This window comes from Pseudomonas sp. ICMP 3272, from assembly GCF_001466905.1.
Lineage (GTDB): Bacteria > Pseudomonadota > Gammaproteobacteria > Pseudomonadales > Pseudomonadaceae > Aquipseudomonas > Aquipseudomonas amygdali.
This window is the reverse complement of sequence record NZ_LKEK01000067.1, coordinates 36,167-53,238: the sequence shown is the minus strand read 5'-3', so window position 1 is coordinate 53,238 and position 17,072 is coordinate 36,167. Positions and strand designations below refer to the sequence as shown.

The window sequence follows — 17,072 nt, the reverse complement described above, 5'->3', positions numbered from 1 at the left end:
CTGTGTGACGCAGAGCGTCACGAAAGGCATTACCACGCGGAGCGTGGGAACGAGGATCTGGGCCGAACGCCAATCTACCTGACACCACAGAACCGCTGTGTGACGCAGAGCGTCACGAACGGCATTACCACGCGGAGCGTGGGAACGATAGTCAAAAGGGGGATTTGAGTCGTGCGCTCATATCACTGACGCAGCAGAACCGCTCCATGACCTAAACTCTCATAAGCCGCACGCCCAGCCACGTAACCGGTTGTGTCCAATACATCGTCATCTTGTACAACTCTGGCATAACACTTGCTCTGCCTCTGTCACGTATTGAAGAACCTCTTGAATAGTGACGGATTATTGGCATGGCGAAGAGCGAAGAAGTTAAAGACCCGGCAACCAAAGGCAAACTCAAGCTCATCATCCTCGCCGTTGTGGCGTTGCTGCTGGCGGTAGGTTTGTCGGTGGGCGCGACCTGGTTCCTCATGCACAAGAGCGAAAGCACACCAGACCCGGCTGCTGCCGCTGCCGCAGCCAACGTCAAGCCAGTGGCGGTGTTCGAACCCATGACCCCGGCCTTCGTGGTCAACTTCAACTCCAATGGTCGCCAGCGCTACATGCAGGTCAGTATCACCATGCTGTCGCGCAATGCCGCCGACATGGAAGCGCTGAAGGCGCACATGCCGCTGATCCGCAACAATCTGGTCATGCTGTTTGCAGCTATACCCTTTGAGTCACTGGCCTCGCCGATCGGCCAGGAAATGCTGCGTCAGAAAGCGACCGCGAGCATTCAGGAAGTGGCACAGAAAGAACTCGGCAAGACTGTGATCGAACAGCTGCTCTTCACTAACTTCGTATTGCAGTAGGACTCTCACATGGCCGTGCAAGACCTGCTCTCCCAGGATGAGATCGACGCGCTGCTGCATGGCGTCGACGACGGGATGGTCCAGACCGACACCGTCAGCGAGCCTGGCAGTGTCAAAAGCTACGACCTGACCAGTCAGGACCGGATTGTCCGCGGGCGCATGCCGACGCTGGAAATGATCAACGAGCGATTCGCCCGCTACACGCGTATCAGCATGTTCAACCTGCTGCGCCGCTCGGCGGACGTGGCGGTGGGTGGTGTTCAGGTCATGAAGTTCGGCGAGTACGTGCATTCGCTGTACGTGCCGACCAGCCTCAACCTGGCCAAGATCAAGCCGCTGCGGGGCACTGCGCTGTTCATCCTCGACGCCAAGCTGGTGTTCAAGCTGGTGGACAACTTTTTCGGTGGCGATGGCCGCCACGCCAAGATCGAAGGCCGTGAGTTCACGCCGACCGAACTTCGCGTCGTGCGCATGGTGCTGGATCAGGCTTTTATCGACCTCAAGGAAGCCTGGCAGGCGATCATGGAAGTGAACTTCGAGTACATCAACTCGGAAGTGAACCCGGCCATGGCCAACATCGTCGGGCCGAGCGAGGCCGTGGTCATTTCCACTTTCCATATCGAACTGGATGGCGGTGGCGGCGATCTGCACGTGACCATGCCGTACTCGATGATCGAACCGATCCGCGAAATGCTCGATGCCGGTTTTCAGTCGGATCTGGACGATCAGGACGAGCGCTGGGTCAACGCGCTCAAGGAAGACGTTCTGGACGTCAACGTGCCGCTCACCACGACCATCGCTCAGCGCCAGTTGCCATTGCGGGACATCCTGCACATGCGCCCTGGTGACGTTATTCCGGTGGAACTGAGCGACTCGCTGGTCCTGCGTGCCAATGGCGTACCGTCATTCAAGGTCAAGCTTGGCTCGCACAAGGGCAAGATGGCCCTGCAAGTAATCGAACCCATAGCGCGACGCTGACCTGTCTGGTCAACGTCGGAAATTGTTGCGTAACTGAAATACTGCGTGCAGAGGACAACTGATGGCTGATGAAAACGATATGACGTCTGCTGAAGATCAGGCGTTGGCCGATGAGTGGGCTGCTGCATTGGGCGAAGCTGGCGACAGTCAGGCTGATATTGATGCGTTGCTGGCGGCGGATGCGGGGAATTCGGGTAGCCGGATGACCATGGAAGAGTTCGGCAGCGTGCCGAAAAGCACGGGTCCGGTTTCTCTGGACGGTCCTAACCTGGATGTGATTCTCGACATCCCGGTGTCGATCTCCATGGAAGTGGGCAGCACCGATATCAACATTCGTAACTTGTTGCAGCTTAACCAGGGCTCGGTGATCGAGCTGGATCGCCTGGCTGGCGAACCGCTGGATGTGCTGGTCAACGGCACGCTCATCGCGCATGGCGAGGTGGTGGTGGTCAACGAGAAGTTCGGCATCCGTCTGACCGACGTGATCAGCCCGAGCGAACGCATCAAGAAGCTGCGCTAAGTGAGGCGCTGGCTGAGTGTTCTGCTGACCCTGCCGTCGCTGGCCTGGGCTGCCGAGCCCGCTGCTCAGGCCGCACCTGCGCAAGTGGCCAACACGGTATCCGGCGGTATGGGCGGGCAGTTAGTACAACTGCTTTTCGGTCTGATACTGGTGGTCGGTCTGATTTTCGTGCTCGCATGGCTGATGCGCCGCGTGCAGCGCGTGGGGCCAAACAATGGTCAGGTCATCGAATTGGTGAGTTCGCGCGCGCTCGGTCCGCGTGATCGGCTGGTGCTGGTGCAGATCGGCGGCGAACAGGTGTTGCTGGGTATCACGCCAGGGCGGATCACGCCCCTGCATGTGCTCAAGGAACCGGTACAGGTGCCTGTGCGTGAGCAGGCGACCCCTGAATTCGCTCAGCGCCTTATGGAGCTGATGGGCAAGGATAAGGACAAGAAGTAATGGGCGCGTTGCGTTTCCTGATACTGCTGTTGCTGGTCATGGTGACGCCTGCTGTGCTGGCGGCCGATCCGCTGTCGATACCGGCGATCACGCTGTCCAATGGTGCCGACGGTCAGCAGGAGTATTCGGTCAGTCTGCAGATCCTGCTGATCATGACCGCGCTGAGCTTCATTCCGGCGTTTGTCATGCTGATGACCAGTTTCACCCGGATCATCATCGTCTTCTCGATTCTGCGTCAGGCCCTTGGTTTGCAGCAGACACCTTCGAACCAGATCCTGACGGGCATGGCTTTGTTTCTGACCATGTTCATTATGGCGCCGGTTTTCGACCGTGTGAATCAGGATGCGCTGCAGCCTTATTTGGCTGAAAAACTCACGGCGCAGGATGCGGTCGCCAAGGCGCAAGTGCCAATCAAGGATTTCATGCTGGCACAGACCCGTACCAGTGACCTTGAGTTGTTCATGCGCCTGTCCAAGCGTACCGATATCCCGACACCTGATGCTGCGCCGCTGACCATTCTGGTTCCGGCGTTCGTGATTTCGGAGCTCAAGACAGCGTTTCAGATCGGCTTCATGATCTTCATTCCGTTTCTGATCATCGATCTGGTAGTGGCCAGTGTGCTGATGGCGATGGGTATGATGATGCTGTCGCCGCTGATCATTTCGCTGCCGTTCAAGATCATGCTGTTCGTGCTGGTAGATGGCTGGGCGCTGATTGTCGGCACCCTGGCTGGCAGTTTTGGTGGCGTATGAGCCGTTTCGCTGAGGAGTCTGCCCGATGACGCCGGAAGTAGCTGTCGATCTGTTTCGTGAGGCGCTGTGGCTGACCACCGTGCTGGTCGCGATTCTTGTGGTGCCGAGCCTGTTGTGCGGTCTGCTGGTGGCGATGTTTCAGGCGGCCACGCAGATCAACGAACAGACCCTGAGCTTCCTGCCGCGCCTGTTGGTCATGCTCGTGACCCTGATTGTCATCGGCCCCTGGCTGCTGAAAATATTCATGGAATACATGCTGTCGTTGTACACCAGTATTCCGACGCTGATCGGCTAGCGCCGCATGCAGCCGATGCTTGCGCTGACCGATATCCAGATCAGTACCTGGGTAGCGAGCTTCATGCTGCCGATGTTTCGTATCGTCGCGCTGCTGATGACCATGCCGGTGATCGGCACCACACTGGTACCCCGGCGCGTGCGCCTTTACCTCGCATTTGCCATCACTGTGGTGGTCGCTCCCGCGCTGCCAGCCATGCCGCCGGTTCAGGCGCTTGACCTCAGTGGGCTGTTGCTGATCGGCGAGCAGATCATCATCGGCGCCGGCATGGGGCTGTCCCTGCAGATGTTTTTCCATATCTTCGTGATCGCCGGGCAGATCATCTCGACGCAGATGGGCATGGGCTTTGCCTCGATGGTCGACCCTACCAACGGCGTATCTTCGGCTGTTATCGGCCAGTTTTTTACCATGCTGGTCACGCTGCTGTTCCTGTCCATGAACGGCCATCTGGTGGTGTTGGAGGTGCTTGTCGAAAGCTTCACCACGATGCCGGTGGGTGGCGGTCTGCTGGTCAATAATTTCTGGGAGCTGGCGAACGGGCTAGGCTGGGCGTTGAGTTCAGGGCTCAGGCTGGTGTTACCTGCTATCACTGCATTGCTGATCATCAACATCGCTTTTGGCGTCATGACCCGTGCAGCGCCGCAACTCAACATCTTCTCGATCGGTTTCCCGCTGACCCTTGTGCTGGGCATGGTCATTCTGTGGATGAGCATGGGCGATATTCTCAATCAGTATCAGCCGATTGCCAGTCAGGCACTGCAATCGTTGCGCGACATGGTGAGGGCTCGTTGAGATGGCAGAAAACGAGAATGGCCAGGACAAGACAGAAGACCCCACGGAAAAAAAGGTCAAGGACTCCAGAGCGGATGGGCAGATTGCGCGCTCCAAGGAGCTGACCACGCTGGTGGTCATGCTGATGGGGGCGGGCGGGTTGCTGATGTTCGGCTCAGGCATCGCGCAGATGATGTCCGAGCTGATGCGCGACAATTTTACGATCAGCCGCGAAACCCTCATGGATCAGTCATACATGGGCAAGGCGTTGCTCAGCTCCGGCCTGCACGCACTGGTCGTGATGTTGCCGTTTCTGATCGCCATGCTGGTGGCGGCGCTGGTGGGGCCGATCATGCTTGGCGGCTGGTTGTTCGCAACCAAATCGCTGATGCCCAAATTCAGCCGGATGAACCCGGCGGCAGGGCTCAAGCGCATGTTTTCACCGCATGCGCTGGTTGAGCTGCTCAAATCCTTCGGCAAGTTTCTGATCATTCTGGCGGTTGCGCTGGTGGTCTTGAGCAAGGAGCGCAATGATCTGGTGGCCATCGCTCATGAGCCATTGGAACAGGCGATGATCCACAGCCTGCTGGTGGTCGGCTGGAGCAGCTTCTGGATGGCCTGTGGCCTGATATTTATCGCTGCTGCCGACGTACCCTTTGTGCTGTATGAAGCGCACAAGAAGCTGCTGATGACCAAGCAGGAAGTGCGCGACGAGCACAAGAACAGCGAGGGCAGCCCCGAGGTTAAACAGCGTATTCGCCAGTTGCAGCGCGAAATGTCCCAGCGGCGGATGATGGCGTCGATTCCGGAAGCGGATGTCATCATTACCAACCCGACGCACTTTGCCGTAGCCTTGAAATACGATCCCGAGCAGGGCGGGGCGCCGATGTTGCTGGCCAAGGGCACTGATCTGGTAGCGCTGAAGATTCGCGAAATCGGCGCGCATAACCAGATACTGATTCTGGAATCTGCGGCGTTGGCCCGTTCCATCTACTACAGCACCGAGCTGGACCAGGAAATTCCTGCCGGGCTCTACCTGGCTGTGGCCCAGGTGCTGGCCTACGTCTACCAGATCCGCCAGTTCCGCGCCGGTCAAGGCAAGCGCCCGGATCCACTGGGCGACATCAAGATCCCGCCCGACCTGCAGCGCGATGCGTAGCCCTTTGCTTCGTCGCCAGCAGACCACCCTCGCGCCCGCGCTCCGCATGGGTATGCGGTTCCTGAAGCTCTGCGTCCGCTCTTGGGCGTGTGGTGCGGCGCAGATTTGTGACGCAGAGCGTCACCCACGGCATTCCCACGCTGGAGCGTGAGGAACGATCATCTCAACTATCGTGCGACGCTCCGCATTGCATGCCGTTCCAGGCGCTCTGAGCGTGAGGAACGATCATCTCACTATCGTGCGACGCTCCGCATTGCATGCCGTTCCGGGCGCTCTGCGTCCACTCTTGAAGATTTTCTGACTGCGCAAGGTATGCCGGTTTCACGTTAATTCTGCCTCTAAAGCCTTACCAGCACTGGCTTTGTAAAAGTTGGACAGCTTTTTGCAACAGGGTCGATACAGGTCGCCATCGGCGTCAATGTTTTGATCTAGTGCGCAGGTAAACAATCAGTGGATCGTTCTCAGATATTCAGTAGCGCACGCAGCAATATCACGGGCCTGGGCCGTGGTCAGCTGGGCGTTCCGCTGTTGTTGCTGGTCATGATGGCAATGATGATGTTGCCTATGCCGCCGTTCCTGCTGGACGTGTTCTTCACGTTCAACATTGCACTGTCCATCGTCGTGTTGCTGGTGTGTGTTTATGCTCTGCGGCCGCTGGACTTCTCAGTGTTTCCAACCATTCTGCTGGTCGCCACGCTGTTGCGCCTGGCACTGAACGTCGCTTCCACGCGGGTGGTCATGCTTCACGGTCAGGACGGTCACGCCGCTGCGGGCAAGGTGATTCAGGCCTTCGGTGAGGTGGTGATCGGTGGTAACTATGTCGTCGGTATCGTGGTGTTCGCGATTCTGATGATCATCAACTTCGTGGTAATCACCAAAGGTGCCGGCCGTATTTCCGAGGTCAGCGCGCGTTTCACCCTCGACGCGATGCCAGGCAAACAGATGGCAATCGACGCCGACCTCAACGCCGGTCTCATCGATCAGCCGGAAGCCAAGCGCCGCCGTGCCGAAGTCGCTCAGGAAGCCGAGTTCTACGGTTCCATGGACGGTGCCAGCAAATTCGTGCGTGGCGATGCGATTGCCGGTTTGCTGATTCTGTTCATCAACCTGATCGGCGGCATGCTGGTCGGTATTCTGCAACACAACATGACGTTCGCCGATGCAGGCCGCGTTTACACCCTGCTGACCATCGGTGACGGTTTGGTGGCGCAATTGCCATCACTGCTGCTGTCCACTGCCGCAGCGATCATGGTGACCCGCGCTTCCGGTTCGGAAGAGATGGGCAAGCTGATCAATCGCCAGATGTTCGCCTCGCCCAAGGCACTGGCAGTGTCCGCTGCGATCATGATCGTGATGGGGCTGGTGCCGGGCATGCCGCACTTCTCCTTCATCAGCCTTGGCCTGGTGGCTGCGGGTGGCGCGTATCTGCTCTGGAAGAAAGAGAACCAGGTGAAAGTCGAGGCGCTGGCCGAAGTGCAGCGCCAACAGGACCTGCTGCCTTCGCCGACCCGTGTTCAGGACGCCAAGGAGCTGGGTTGGGATGACGTTACCCCTATCGACATCATTGGCCTGGAAGTGGGTTATCGCCTGATTCCGCTGGTGGACCGCAATCAGGGTGGTCAACTGCTGGCGCGTATCAAGGGCGTGCGCAAGAAGCTTTCGCAGGAGCTGGGCTTCCTGATGCCGACCGTGCACATCCGTGACAACCTTGATCTGGCACCCAGCGCCTACCGTCTGACGCTGATGGGCGTGATCCTGGCCGAGGCCGAGATTTATCCGGATCGCGAGCTGGCGATCAACCCCGGTCAAGTGTTCGGCACCCTGAACGGCATCACCGCCAGAGACCCGGCGTTTGGTCTGGAGGCCGTGTGGATCGAAATCAGCCAGCGCAGCCAGGCGCAGTCGCTGGGTTATACCGTGGTGGACGCCAGTACTGTGGTGGCAACCCACTTGAACCAGATTCTCTACAAGCACTCTCATGAGCTGATTGGTCACGAAGAAGTCCAGCAGTTGATGCAATTGTTGGCCAAAAGCTCGCCCAAACTGGCTGAAGAGCTGGTCCCTGGTGTGCTGTCCCTGTCCTCGCTGCTCAACGTGCTGCAAGCGCTTCTGGCTGAGCATGTACCTGTGCGTGATATTCGTAGCATTGCAGAAGCTATCGCCAACAACGCCGGCAAGAGTCAAGATACCGCCGCTTTGGTGGCTGCGGTGCGAGTGGGTCTGAGCCGCGCAATCGTCCAAAGCATTGTAGGTGTTGAGCCGGAGCTGCCTGTTATCACTCTGGAACCAAGGTTGGAACAGATATTGCTCAATAGTTTGCAGAAGGCTGGTCAGGGTCAGGAAGAAGGCGTTCTTCTTGAGCCAAGCATGGCTGAGAAGCTCCAGCGTTCGTTGATTGAGGCCGCCCAGCGTCAGGAGATGCAAGGGTTGCCGGTAATTCTTCTGGTAGCAGGGCCTGTCCGGGCGATGCTGTCACGATTTGGACGATTGGCTGTACCGAACATGCATGTTCTGGCGTATCAGGAAATTCCGGACAACAAGCAAGTAACCATCGTAGCGACTGTCGGGCCGAACGGCTGAGGTAGTGAGTCATGCAAGTTAAGCGATTTTTCGCCGCCGATATGCGTCAAGCCATGAAACTGGTTCGCGATGAGCTGGGCGCCGAGGCGGCCATCATCGGTAACCGGCGCATTGCCGGTGGCGTAGAGCTGACTGCCGCTCTGGATTACAAGCTGTCCGCCCTGGCACCGCGTGTGCCGAACATGGAGCTCGAAGACGAGCTGCGCAAGACCCAGTCGCGCATCGTCTCCGCTCAGGCCGAATTGAACAACCGCAGCGACAGCGACGCGTCGATCAATCTTCAGCTGTTTTCCGGCAAACCGGTCAGCGCTGCCGATACGCACATCGAGCCGACGCTCGAAGAGCCGCCACGCCCATTCGCTTATACGCCGCCTGCGCCAGCAGAGCCTGCTGTTGGTCAGCGCGCCTATGATTCGATGCGCTCCGAATTGAACGGCCTGCGCGAGCTGCTGGAAGTCCAGCTTGGCTCCCTGGCCTGGAACCAGCTGCAGGGCAGTCGTCCGCAGCAGGCCAATCTGTGGCGCCGTCTGCAACGTGTCGGTTTGTCCGGCCCGCTGTCGCGCGATCTGCTGTCGATGATCCCGGAGATTGACGAGCCTCGTCAGGCCTGGCGCATGCTGCTGGCCCATTTGGCGCGCATGATTGCCGTGCCGGACATCGAGCCGCTCGAAGAGGGTGGTGTCATCGCCATGGTCGGGCCTGCCGGTATGGGCAAGACCACCACGCTGGCCAAACTGGCGGCACGTTACGTGTTGAAGTACGGTCCGCAGAATATCGCACTGGTGAGCATGGACAGTTTCCGCATCGGCGCACAGGAGCAGCTCAAGACCCTTGGGCGCATCCTCAACGTGCCGGTCACCCATGTCGATCCTGGCCAGTCGCTGGTTCAGGCGCTGGAGCCGCTGCTGCGCAAGCGCGTGGTGCTGATCGACACCGCCGGGCTGCAAGCCAGCGATCCTGCGCTGCGCATGCAGCTGGAAAGCCTGGCAGGGCGTGGCATCAAGTCGCGTAACTATCTGGTACTGGCGACCACCAGCCAGAAGCAGGTGCTGACCGCTGCCTATCACAGTTACAAACGTTGTGGCCTGGCCGGATGCATTCTGACCAAGCTTGATGAAACAGCCAGCCTCGGCGAAGTCCTGAGCCTGGCGATCAGTCATGAATTACCTGTGGCCTACCTCACGGACGGACCCCGTATTCCTGACGACCTGCACACCCCGCGTCGTCATCAACTGGTGAGCCGTGCGGTGAGTGTGCAGATGCAGGATGAGCCGAGCGAGGAAGCAATGGCTGATATGTTTGCTGACCTCTATCACACCCCTGGCAAGAGAGTGGGTTAAGTGATGGATATTATTGGAATGTCCCTGCGTCAACGGTCTGCCATGCGGTGTTCATTTGCGAACGTGCAGCCCTCGATGTGGTTTCGGTCTACGCAAGACAAGGTAAAGAAATAACATGGGCAGCATGCATCCCGTACAGGTTATCGCGGTGACCGGTGGCAAAGGTGGCGTCGGTAAGACTAACGTGTCAGTGAATCTTTCACTGGCCCTTGCCGAGCTTGGCCGTCGCGTCATGCTGCTGGACGCCGATCTGGGTCTGGCCAATGTCGACGTTCTGCTTGGGCTGACGCCTAAACGTACGCTTGCCGATGTGATAGAGGGTCGTTGCGAGTTGCGCGACGTTCTGTTACAGGGGCCGGGCGGGGTGCGTATCGTGCCTGCCGCCTCTGGCACCCAGAGCATGGTGCATCTGTCCCCGGCCCAGCATGCGGGTCTGATCCAGGCGTTCAGCGAGATTGGCGACAACCTTGATGTGCTGGTGATCGACACGGCTGCCGGTATCGGCGAATCGGTGGTCAGCTTCGTGCGCGCCGCTCAGGAAGTGTTGCTGGTGGTATGCGACGAGCCCACGTCGATTACCGATGCTTACGCCCTGATCAAACTGCTCAACCGCGACTACGGCATGAACCGCTTCCGGGTGCTGGCCAACATGGCGCAGAGCCCGCAGGAAGGGCGCAATCTGTTCGCCAAACTCACCAAAGTGACTGACCGTTTTCTTGATGTTGCGCTGCAGTATGTAGGTGCCGTGCCGTACGACGAGTGCGTGCGCAAGGCCGTACAGAAACAGCGCGCCGTTTACGAAGCATTCCCGCGATCCAAATGTGCGCTGGCGTTCAAGGCCATTGCCCAGAAGGTTGATACCTGGCCGTTGCCAGCCAATCCGCGGGGTCATCTCGAGTTCTTCGTTGAGCGACTCGTTCACCAGACCAGTGCAGGGCCTGTGCAATGACTGCGAGCGGCTACCAGATGTACAGCAAGGCTTCCCGTAATTCGCAATACGAGTTGATCGAGCGTTATGCGCCATTGGTCAAGCGTATCGCTTATCATCTGTTGGCGCGCTTGCCGGCCAGCGTGCAGGTCGAGGATCTGATCCAGGCCGGCATGATCGGTCTGCTTGAAGTCTCCACCAAATATGATTCAACCAAAGGTGCGAGTTTCGAGACCTACGCCGGCATTCGCATTCGTGGTGCGATGCTGGATGAAGTGCGCAAGGGCGACTGGGCACCACGCTCGGTGCACCGCAATACTCGCATGGTCAGTGACGCAATTCGTGCAATTGAAGCTAAAACCGGCCGTGACGCTAAAGATCACGAGGTTGCGGCCGAACTCCAGTTGAGTCTTGATGATTATTACGGGATTTTGAATGACACCTTGGGCAGCCGCCTCTTCAGTTTCGACGACCTGCTTCAGGACGGCGATCACGAAGGGCTGCATGAGGATGGCGCAAGCGGTTCGCTTGAGCCGTCGCGCGACCTGGAAGACGAGCGCTTCCAGGCAGCGTTGGCCGATGCAATTGCCAATTTGCCAGAGCGTGAGCGTCTGGTGTTGGCGCTGTACTACGACGAAGAGCTGAACCTCAAGGAAATCGGAGAGGTTCTTGGGGTCAGCGAATCGCGGGTCAGTCAGTTACACAGCCAGTGCGCAGCTCGTTTGCGGGGGCGTTTGGGGGAGTGGCGAGCGCGTTGACGGCAGTGCGCGACGTTTGTCGTGCGTTGTCTGCATGCCGGCTGTGCAAAGCGTTACGTGGTAGCAGGATGGACGAGGCAAGGGCCTGTCGGGCAATGTCTCGATGGGCTTTAGTCGCAGTCTTGACTGTCGTTGTGCCAAGCCCGTCGTCGTTTCGTATAGCTGGGGGTGTGCTGTGCCAGTATTGAGTGAACAGCGTGTTCAGGTGCTGAACGCGTTAAAGACTGCTTGGAGGTCGAATTGGACAAGAACATGAAAATCCTCATCGTTGATGACTTCTCAACGATGCGGCGGATCATCAAGAACCTTTTGCGTGATCTGGGGTTTACCAACACATCTGAAGCGGATGACGGTCTGACCGCATTGCCGATGCTGCAGAGCGGTGCCTTTGACTTTCTGGTGACGGACTGGAACATGCCTGGCATGACCGGTATCGACTTGTTGCGTCAGGTCCGTGCGGACGAGCGTCTCAAGAGCCTTCCTGTACTGATGGTTACTGCCGAAGCGAAGCGTGAGCAGATCATTGAAGCTGCCCAGGCCGGGGTGAACGGTTATGTAGTCAAGCCATTCACGGCTCAAGCGCTTAAAGAGAAGATCGAAAAGATCTTTGAACGCGTCAATAGCTGATGCATGCCGCGAGGGCGCTATGGATAACAATGATTCGATGGCCGACTTTGAGTCGACCTTAAAGAGACACGCGCAGGAACTCGTCACCAGCCTTGAAAAGGGCCGCTTCGGTGACGCTGTGCAGCTGATCCATGAACTCAACCAGACACGCGACCGCGGCCTTTATCAGGAAGTGGGCAAGCTGACTCGTGAGCTGCACAGTGCAATCGTCAACTTTCATATTGATCCGCACATGCCTCAAGCCGAGGAAGTGTCGCAGATCACCGACGCAACCGAACGCCTGTCGTATGTGGTGAGGCTGACCGAGAATGCGGCCAACCGTACTATGGACCTGGTCGAGGAAAGCACACCGCTCATGAGCGGTCTGAGCTCCGATGCCAAGGCATTGAGTGACGACTGGGGTCGTTTCATGCGCCGCGAAATCGGTGCTGAAGAATTTCGTGAGCTGGCCAAGCGGGTAGATGGTTTTCTGACGCGTACCGAGCAGGAGGCCGATAGGGTTTCCGGGCATCTCAACGATATTCTGCTTGCCCAGGATTACCAGGACCTTACGGGGCAGGTTATCAAGCGCGTGACGCAACTGGTTACGGAAGTCGAGAGCAATCTGCTCAAACTGGTGCTCATGGCCAGCCATGTCGATCGCTTCGCAGGCATCGAACATGACGAAGAATCCATCCTTGCTGAAAAAGATCCTAAAAAACATCTCGCCAAGGGTGAAGGTCCGCAGATTCATGCCGATAAACGTGAAGACGTCGTATCCGGACAGGATGATGTAGACGATCTGCTATCGAGCCTCGGCTTCTAAGATCTGTTGACGGTTAATTTTAGGGAGCACCCCATGAGCTTCGGCGCCGATGAAGAAATCCTTCAGGATTTTCTGGTAGAGGCCGGCGAAATTCTGGAGCAGTTGTCAGAGCAATTGGTCGAGCTGGAAAGCCGACCGGATGATGCTGATCTGCTCAATGCAATTTTTCGCGGTTTTCACACTGTAAAAGGGGGCGCCGGCTTCCTCCAGCTCCATGAGCTGGTGGAGTGCTGCCACATCGCCGAAAACGTGTTCGACATCCTTCGCAAGGGTGAGCGTCGCGTTGATTCCGAACTGATGGATGTGGTCCTGGAAGCTCTGGACACCGTCAACAGCATGTTCGGTCAGGTACGTGAACGGACTGACGTAACTGCGGCGACGCCAGAACTGCTGGCTGCGCTGTCGCGATTGGCCGAGCCACAATCTGCCGACGAAGTCGCAGCGCCCGAGCCTGAGCCCGAGCCGGTGGTTGAAGCCGCCGCTCCGGTTGCGGTTGCCGAGCAAGCGGCCGGCGATGACATCACCGATGATGAATTCGAGCAGCTGCTCGATTCGCTGCACGGCGCCAGTCCGGTGTCTGCGGCACCATCAGCGGCACCGGCTTCGGCACCTGCGGTCGCGCCAGCTGGCGATGAAATTACCGATCAGGAATTTGAATCCCTGCTTGATCAGTTGCATGGCAAGGGCAAGTTTGCGGCCGATGCTGTAGCCGCTCCAGCCCCTGCGCCTGCGGCACAGAGCAGTGGTGCAGCGCCTGCCGGCGATGAAATCACCGACGACGAATTCGAAGCCTTGCTTGATCAACTGCATGGCAAAGGCTCGTTTGACGGCGCCATAGCCGCTCAGGCGGCTGCTGCACCTGCGGCCGTTGCTGCCAAGGCACCTTCTGCTGCAGCGGCATCGGACGAAATTACCGATCACGAATTCGAAAATCTGCTCGACGAACTGCATGGCAAAGGCAAGTTCGAGCCTGATGCGGTCGTTGCCAAGGCACCTGCTCCGGCAGCCGCCGTAGCTGCTGCTCCGCCACCGGCTGCCAAGCCCGCTGCGGCGCCTGCACCTGCTGCGAAGGCTGAGCCCGCCAAGCCTGCTCCAGCGCCTGCACGTGCTCCAGCGCCCACCGGTGAAAAGCCGGTTGCGACTGAAGCCGAAACCACGGTTCGTGTGGATACCGCCCGACTGGACGAGATCATGAACATGGTCGGCGAACTGGTGCTGGTACGTAACCGCCTGGTGCGTCTGGGTCTCAACAGCGGCGATGAAGCCATGTCCAAGGCGGTTTCCAACCTGGATGTGGTCACCGCCGACCTGCAGACTGCGGTGATGAAAACCCGCATGCAGCCAATCAAGAAAGTCTTTGGCCGCTTCCCGCGTCTGGTTCGTGACCTGGCTCGCCAGCTCAAGAAAGAGATCAACCTGGAGCTGGTCGGTGAAGAGACCGACCTCGACAAGAACCTTGTAGAGGCGCTTGCCGACCCGCTGGTCCACTTGGTGCGCAACGCGGTCGACCACGGTATCGAAACGCCGGAAGAGCGCGAAGCCACGGGCAAGTCTCGTGGTGGTCGGGTGATCCTTTCGGCAGAGCAGGAGGGCGACCATATCCTGCTGTCGATTTCCGATGACGGCAAGGGCATGGACCCTAACGTGCTGCGCTCCATTGCGGTCAAGCGCGGTGTCATGGACAAGGACGCAGCCGATCGGTTGAGTGACACCGATTGCTACAACCTTATCTTCGCACCGGGCTTCTCGACCAAGACCGAGATTTCCGATGTATCGGGTCGCGGTGTGGGCATGGACGTGGTTAAAACCAAGATCTCCCAGCTCAACGGCTCGATCAACATCTACTCGACCAAGGGCCAGGGTTCGAAGATCGTCATCAAGGTCCCGCTGACCCTGGCGATCATGCCGACCCTGATGGTGATGCTGGGCAACCAGGCTTTTGCCTTCCCGTTGGTCAACGTCAACGAAATCTTCCACCTGAACCTGTCCACTACCAACGTGGTTGACGGTCAGGAAGTGGTGATCGTACGTGACAAGGCCTTGCCGCTGTTCTACCTCAAGCGCTGGCTGGTCAGTTCGGCGGCTCATGAAGAGCAGCGAGAAGGGCACGTCGTGATCCTGACGGTCGGCACCCAGCGCATCGGCTTCGTTGTCGATCAACTGGTTGGCCAGGAAGAGGTGGTTATCAAACCGCTGGGCAAGATGCTGCAAGGTACGCCAGGCATGTCGGGCGCCACCATCACCGGTGACGGTCGCATCGCCTTGATTCTCGATGTACCCAGCATGCTCAAGCGTTACGCCGCACGGCGTATCTGAACCCGGGGGTGCGGGCAGCCTGGCTGCCTGCAACACCTATTGGAGTGTTTATGGCAGTCAAGGTCCTGGTGGTGGATGATTCCGGTTTTTTCCGCCGCCGTGTTACGGAAATTCTTTCTTCGGACCCCAACATTGTAGTGGTCGGCACCGCCACCAACGGCAAGGAAGCGATTGAGCAGGCGCTGGCGCTCAAACCTGATGTCATCACCATGGACTACGAAATGCCGATGATGGATGGCATTACGGCAGTTCGCCATATCATGCAGCGTATCCCCACCCCGGTATTGATGTTCTCGTCGCTGACGCACGAAGGTGCGCGCGTGACGCTGGATGCTCTGGACGCCGGTGCGGTGGATTTCCTGCCCAAGAATTTCGAAGATATCTCGCGCAACCCGCAGAAGGTCAAACAACTGCTGTGCGAGAAAATCAACAGTATTTCACGCAGCAACCGCCGCTCAAGCGGTTTTGGTGCGGCGAGCGCTGCATCGGCTGCTCCGGCAGCGCCGACGCTGTCCAGCCGCGCACCTGCGCCCGCCGCCGCGCCAGCCCGTGCTGCGCCGACGCGCACAGCAGCGCCTGCCACGGCACCTGCGGCTCATGCTCACCATGCACCGGCGCACCCGACCACCTCAGGCACGCCCAAGCGCAAGGCTTACAAACTGGTGGCCATCGGCACCTCCACCGGCGGCCCGGTTGCGCTGCAACGGGTACTTACCCAGTTGCCGGCCAGCTTTCCGGCACCGCTGGTGCTGATTCAACACATGCCTGCGGCCTTCACCAAGGCCTTTGCCGAGCGTCTCGACAAGCTCTGCAAGATCAGCGTCAAGGAAGCAGAGGACGGCGACGTTCTGCGCCCTGGTCTGGCGTTGCTGGCACCGGGCGGCAAGCAGATGATGGTGGATGCGCGCGGTACGGTGAAGATTCTGCCGGGTGACGAGCGCCTGAATTACAAACCTTGTGTAGATATCACCTTTGGCTCTGCCGCCAAGTCCTACGGTGACAAGGTGCTGTCGGTGGTATTGACCGGCATGGGTGCCGATGGCCGTGAAGGCGCGCGCCTGCTCAAGCAGGCGGGCAGTACCGTATGGGCGCAGGACGAAGCGAGCTGCGTCATTTACGGCATGCCGATGGCAATCGTCAAGGCTGAGCTTGCAGATGCGATCTACAGTCTGGATGACATGGGTCGGCACCTGGTAGAGGCCTGTCTCTGATGGATGTACTGAGTCTTATTGGTCTGATCCTGGCGTTTGTCGCAATCATTGGCGGCAACTTTCTTGAAGGCGGACACCTCGGTGCATTGCTCAATGGCCCGGCAGCCCTGATCGTACTGGGCGGCACACTGGGTGCTTCGCTGTTGCAGTCACCGATGAGCGCGTTCATGCGCGCCATGAAAATCATCCGCTGGATCATTTTTCCGCCTCGCATCGATTTGCCCGGCGGTGTCGACCGGGTGATCGGCTGGAGCATGACCGCCCGCAAGGAAGGCTTGCTCGGTCTGGAAACGGTCGCCGATTCCGAACCCGACAGTTATGCCCGCAAAGGCTTGCAGCTGTTGGTCGATGGTGCCGAACCTGCAGCGATCCGGAGCATTCTTGAAGTGGATTTCATCACCCAGGAAACCCGCGATATTCAGGCTGCCAAGGTATTCGAAAGCATGGGCGGCTATGCGCCGACCGTGGGCATCATCGGCGCGGTAATGGGTCTGATTCACGTCATGGGCAACCTGGCTGATCCCAGTCAACTGGGCAGCGGCATTGCGGTGGCTTTTGTCGCCACCATCTATGGTGTGGCGACGGCCAACCTGATCCTGTTGCCAGTGGCCAACAAGCTCAAGGCCATTGCCCACCGGCAGTCGCGTTATCGCGAAATGTTGCTCGAAGGTCTGTTGTCCATCGCCGAGGGTGAAAACCCGCGCTCCATCGAACTCAAGCTGCAAGGCTTCATGGAGTAA

At 58.6% G+C, this 17,072-nt stretch carries 17 protein-coding genes; all 17 read left to right on the top strand.

All coding sequences use genetic code 11. The features are described from left to right. Positions 1-350 precede the first annotated feature (350 nt). The 17 genes from fliL to AO068_RS19300 all read left to right on the top strand — a co-directional run bounded on the left by fliL (position 351) and on the right by AO068_RS19300 (position 17,072). Complete coding sequence (gene fliL / locus AO068_RS19380; RefSeq protein ID WP_058402554.1) at positions 351-851, top strand: flagellar basal body-associated protein FliL; 501 nt, start codon at positions 351-353, stop codon at positions 849-851. Positions 852-860: 9 nt separating this feature from the next. Continuing rightward, positions 861-1,829 carry a flagellar motor switch protein FliM gene (fliM, locus tag AO068_RS19375; RefSeq protein WP_058402555.1) on the top strand — a complete coding sequence of 323 codons (969 nt, stop codon included), beginning with the start codon at positions 861-863 and terminating at the stop codon, positions 1,827-1,829. Between the two features lie 61 nt (positions 1,830-1,890). Further along, positions 1,891-2,349 (top strand): flagellar motor switch protein FliN, encoded by a 459-nt coding sequence (gene fliN / locus AO068_RS19370; protein ID WP_002554280.1) that lies wholly within the window; start codon positions 1,891-1,893, stop codon positions 2,347-2,349. Next, positions 2,350-2,790 (top strand): flagellar biosynthetic protein FliO, encoded by a 441-nt coding sequence (gene fliO / locus AO068_RS19365; RefSeq protein WP_058402556.1) that lies wholly within the window; start codon positions 2,350-2,352, stop codon positions 2,788-2,790. Then, positions 2,790-3,542 carry a flagellar type III secretion system pore protein FliP gene (gene fliP, locus AO068_RS19360; RefSeq protein ID WP_058402557.1) on the top strand — a complete coding sequence of 251 codons (753 nt, stop codon included), beginning with the start codon at positions 2,790-2,792 and terminating at the stop codon, positions 3,540-3,542. The genes fliO and fliP overlap by 1 nt, the downstream gene beginning before the upstream one ends. A gap of 25 nt (positions 3,543-3,567) precedes the next feature. Further along, positions 3,568-3,837, top strand: coding sequence for a flagellar biosynthetic protein FliQ (locus AO068_RS19355; RefSeq protein WP_002554277.1), 270 nt, complete (start codon positions 3,568-3,570; stop codon positions 3,835-3,837). Between the two features lie 6 nt (positions 3,838-3,843). Next, positions 3,844-4,629, top strand: a complete 786-nt coding sequence (fliR, locus tag AO068_RS19350; protein ID WP_002554276.1) for a flagellar biosynthetic protein FliR — start codon at positions 3,844-3,846, stop codon at positions 4,627-4,629. Between the two features lies 1 nt (position 4,630). Then, positions 4,631-5,767, top strand: a complete 1,137-nt coding sequence (gene flhB, locus AO068_RS19345) for a flagellar biosynthesis protein FlhB (RefSeq protein ID WP_057403000.1) — start codon at positions 4,631-4,633, stop codon at positions 5,765-5,767. 450 nt (positions 5,768-6,217) lie between these two features. Then, the gene (gene flhA, locus AO068_RS19340; protein ID WP_002554274.1) at positions 6,218-8,347 is read left to right on the top strand and encodes a flagellar biosynthesis protein FlhA; all 2,130 of its coding nucleotides are present in this window, start codon (positions 6,218-6,220) and stop codon (positions 8,345-8,347) included. An 11-nt stretch (positions 8,348-8,358) separates the two neighbouring features. Further along, a complete protein-coding gene (gene flhF, locus AO068_RS19335; protein ID WP_058409194.1) occupies positions 8,359-9,687 on the top strand; it encodes a flagellar biosynthesis protein FlhF in 1,329 nt (442 codons plus the stop codon). A 115-nt stretch (positions 9,688-9,802) separates the two neighbouring features. Further along, the gene (gene fleN / locus AO068_RS19330; protein WP_003412391.1) at positions 9,803-10,636 is read left to right on the top strand and encodes a flagellar synthesis regulator FleN; all 834 of its coding nucleotides are present in this window, start codon (positions 9,803-9,805) and stop codon (positions 10,634-10,636) included. Continuing rightward, positions 10,633-11,373 carry an RNA polymerase sigma factor FliA gene (gene fliA, locus AO068_RS19325; RefSeq protein WP_002554271.1) on the top strand — a complete coding sequence of 247 codons (741 nt, stop codon included), beginning with the start codon at positions 10,633-10,635 and terminating at the stop codon, positions 11,371-11,373. The genes fleN and fliA overlap by 4 nt, the downstream gene beginning before the upstream one ends. Before the next feature lie 252 nt (positions 11,374-11,625). Continuing rightward, complete coding sequence (locus AO068_RS19320) at positions 11,626-12,000, top strand: chemotaxis response regulator CheY (RefSeq protein ID WP_011169086.1); 375 nt, start codon at positions 11,626-11,628, stop codon at positions 11,998-12,000. A gap of 19 nt (positions 12,001-12,019) precedes the next feature. Further along, the gene (locus tag AO068_RS19315) at positions 12,020-12,805 is read left to right on the top strand and encodes a protein phosphatase CheZ (RefSeq protein WP_002554269.1); all 786 of its coding nucleotides are present in this window, start codon (positions 12,020-12,022) and stop codon (positions 12,803-12,805) included. Between the two features lie 33 nt (positions 12,806-12,838). Further along, positions 12,839-15,121, top strand: coding sequence for a chemotaxis protein CheA (locus AO068_RS19310; RefSeq protein ID WP_058402388.1), 2,283 nt, complete (start codon positions 12,839-12,841; stop codon positions 15,119-15,121). A gap of 50 nt (positions 15,122-15,171) precedes the next feature. Further along, entirely contained in the window at positions 15,172-16,332 is a 1,161-nt protein-coding gene (locus AO068_RS19305; RefSeq protein ID WP_058402389.1) for a protein-glutamate methylesterase/protein-glutamine glutaminase, read from the top strand. After that, the gene (locus AO068_RS19300; RefSeq protein WP_054987607.1) at positions 16,332-17,072 is read left to right on the top strand and encodes a flagellar motor protein; all 741 of its coding nucleotides are present in this window, start codon (positions 16,332-16,334) and stop codon (positions 17,070-17,072) included. The genes AO068_RS19305 and AO068_RS19300 overlap by 1 nt, the downstream gene beginning before the upstream one ends.

Bases quoted from the DNA above. Each gene is read 5' to 3' on its own strand.
- AO068_RS19300 (WP_054987607.1), top strand. From the start codon at position 16,332: ATGGATGTACTGAGTCTTATTGGTCTGATCCTGGCGTTTGTCGCAATC.
- fliM (WP_058402555.1), top strand. From the start codon at position 861: ATGGCCGTGCAAGACCTGCTCTCCCAGGATGAGATCGACGCGCTGCTG.
- AO068_RS19305 (WP_058402389.1), top strand. From the start codon at position 15,172: ATGGCAGTCAAGGTCCTGGTGGTGGATGATTCCGGTTTTTTCCGCCGC.
- fleN (WP_003412391.1), top strand. From the start codon at position 9,803: ATGGGCAGCATGCATCCCGTACAGGTTATCGCGGTGACCGGTGGCAAA.
- fliN (WP_002554280.1), top strand. From the start codon at position 1,891: ATGGCTGATGAAAACGATATGACGTCTGCTGAAGATCAGGCGTTGGCC.
- AO068_RS19310 (WP_058402388.1), top strand. From the start codon at position 12,839: ATGAGCTTCGGCGCCGATGAAGAAATCCTTCAGGATTTTCTGGTAGAG.
- fliL (WP_058402554.1), top strand. From the start codon at position 351: ATGGCGAAGAGCGAAGAAGTTAAAGACCCGGCAACCAAAGGCAAACTC.
- fliP (WP_058402557.1), top strand. From the start codon at position 2,790: ATGGGCGCGTTGCGTTTCCTGATACTGCTGTTGCTGGTCATGGTGACG.
- flhB (WP_057403000.1), top strand. From the start codon at position 4,631: ATGGCAGAAAACGAGAATGGCCAGGACAAGACAGAAGACCCCACGGAA.
- AO068_RS19320 (WP_011169086.1), top strand. From the start codon at position 11,626: ATGAAAATCCTCATCGTTGATGACTTCTCAACGATGCGGCGGATCATC.
- AO068_RS19315 (WP_002554269.1), top strand. From the start codon at position 12,020: ATGGATAACAATGATTCGATGGCCGACTTTGAGTCGACCTTAAAGAGA.
- fliR (WP_002554276.1), top strand. From the start codon at position 3,844: ATGCAGCCGATGCTTGCGCTGACCGATATCCAGATCAGTACCTGGGTA.
- AO068_RS19355 (WP_002554277.1), top strand. From the start codon at position 3,568: ATGACGCCGGAAGTAGCTGTCGATCTGTTTCGTGAGGCGCTGTGGCTG.
- fliA (WP_002554271.1), top strand. From the start codon at position 10,633: ATGACTGCGAGCGGCTACCAGATGTACAGCAAGGCTTCCCGTAATTCG.
- flhF (WP_058409194.1), top strand. From the start codon at position 8,359: ATGCAAGTTAAGCGATTTTTCGCCGCCGATATGCGTCAAGCCATGAAA.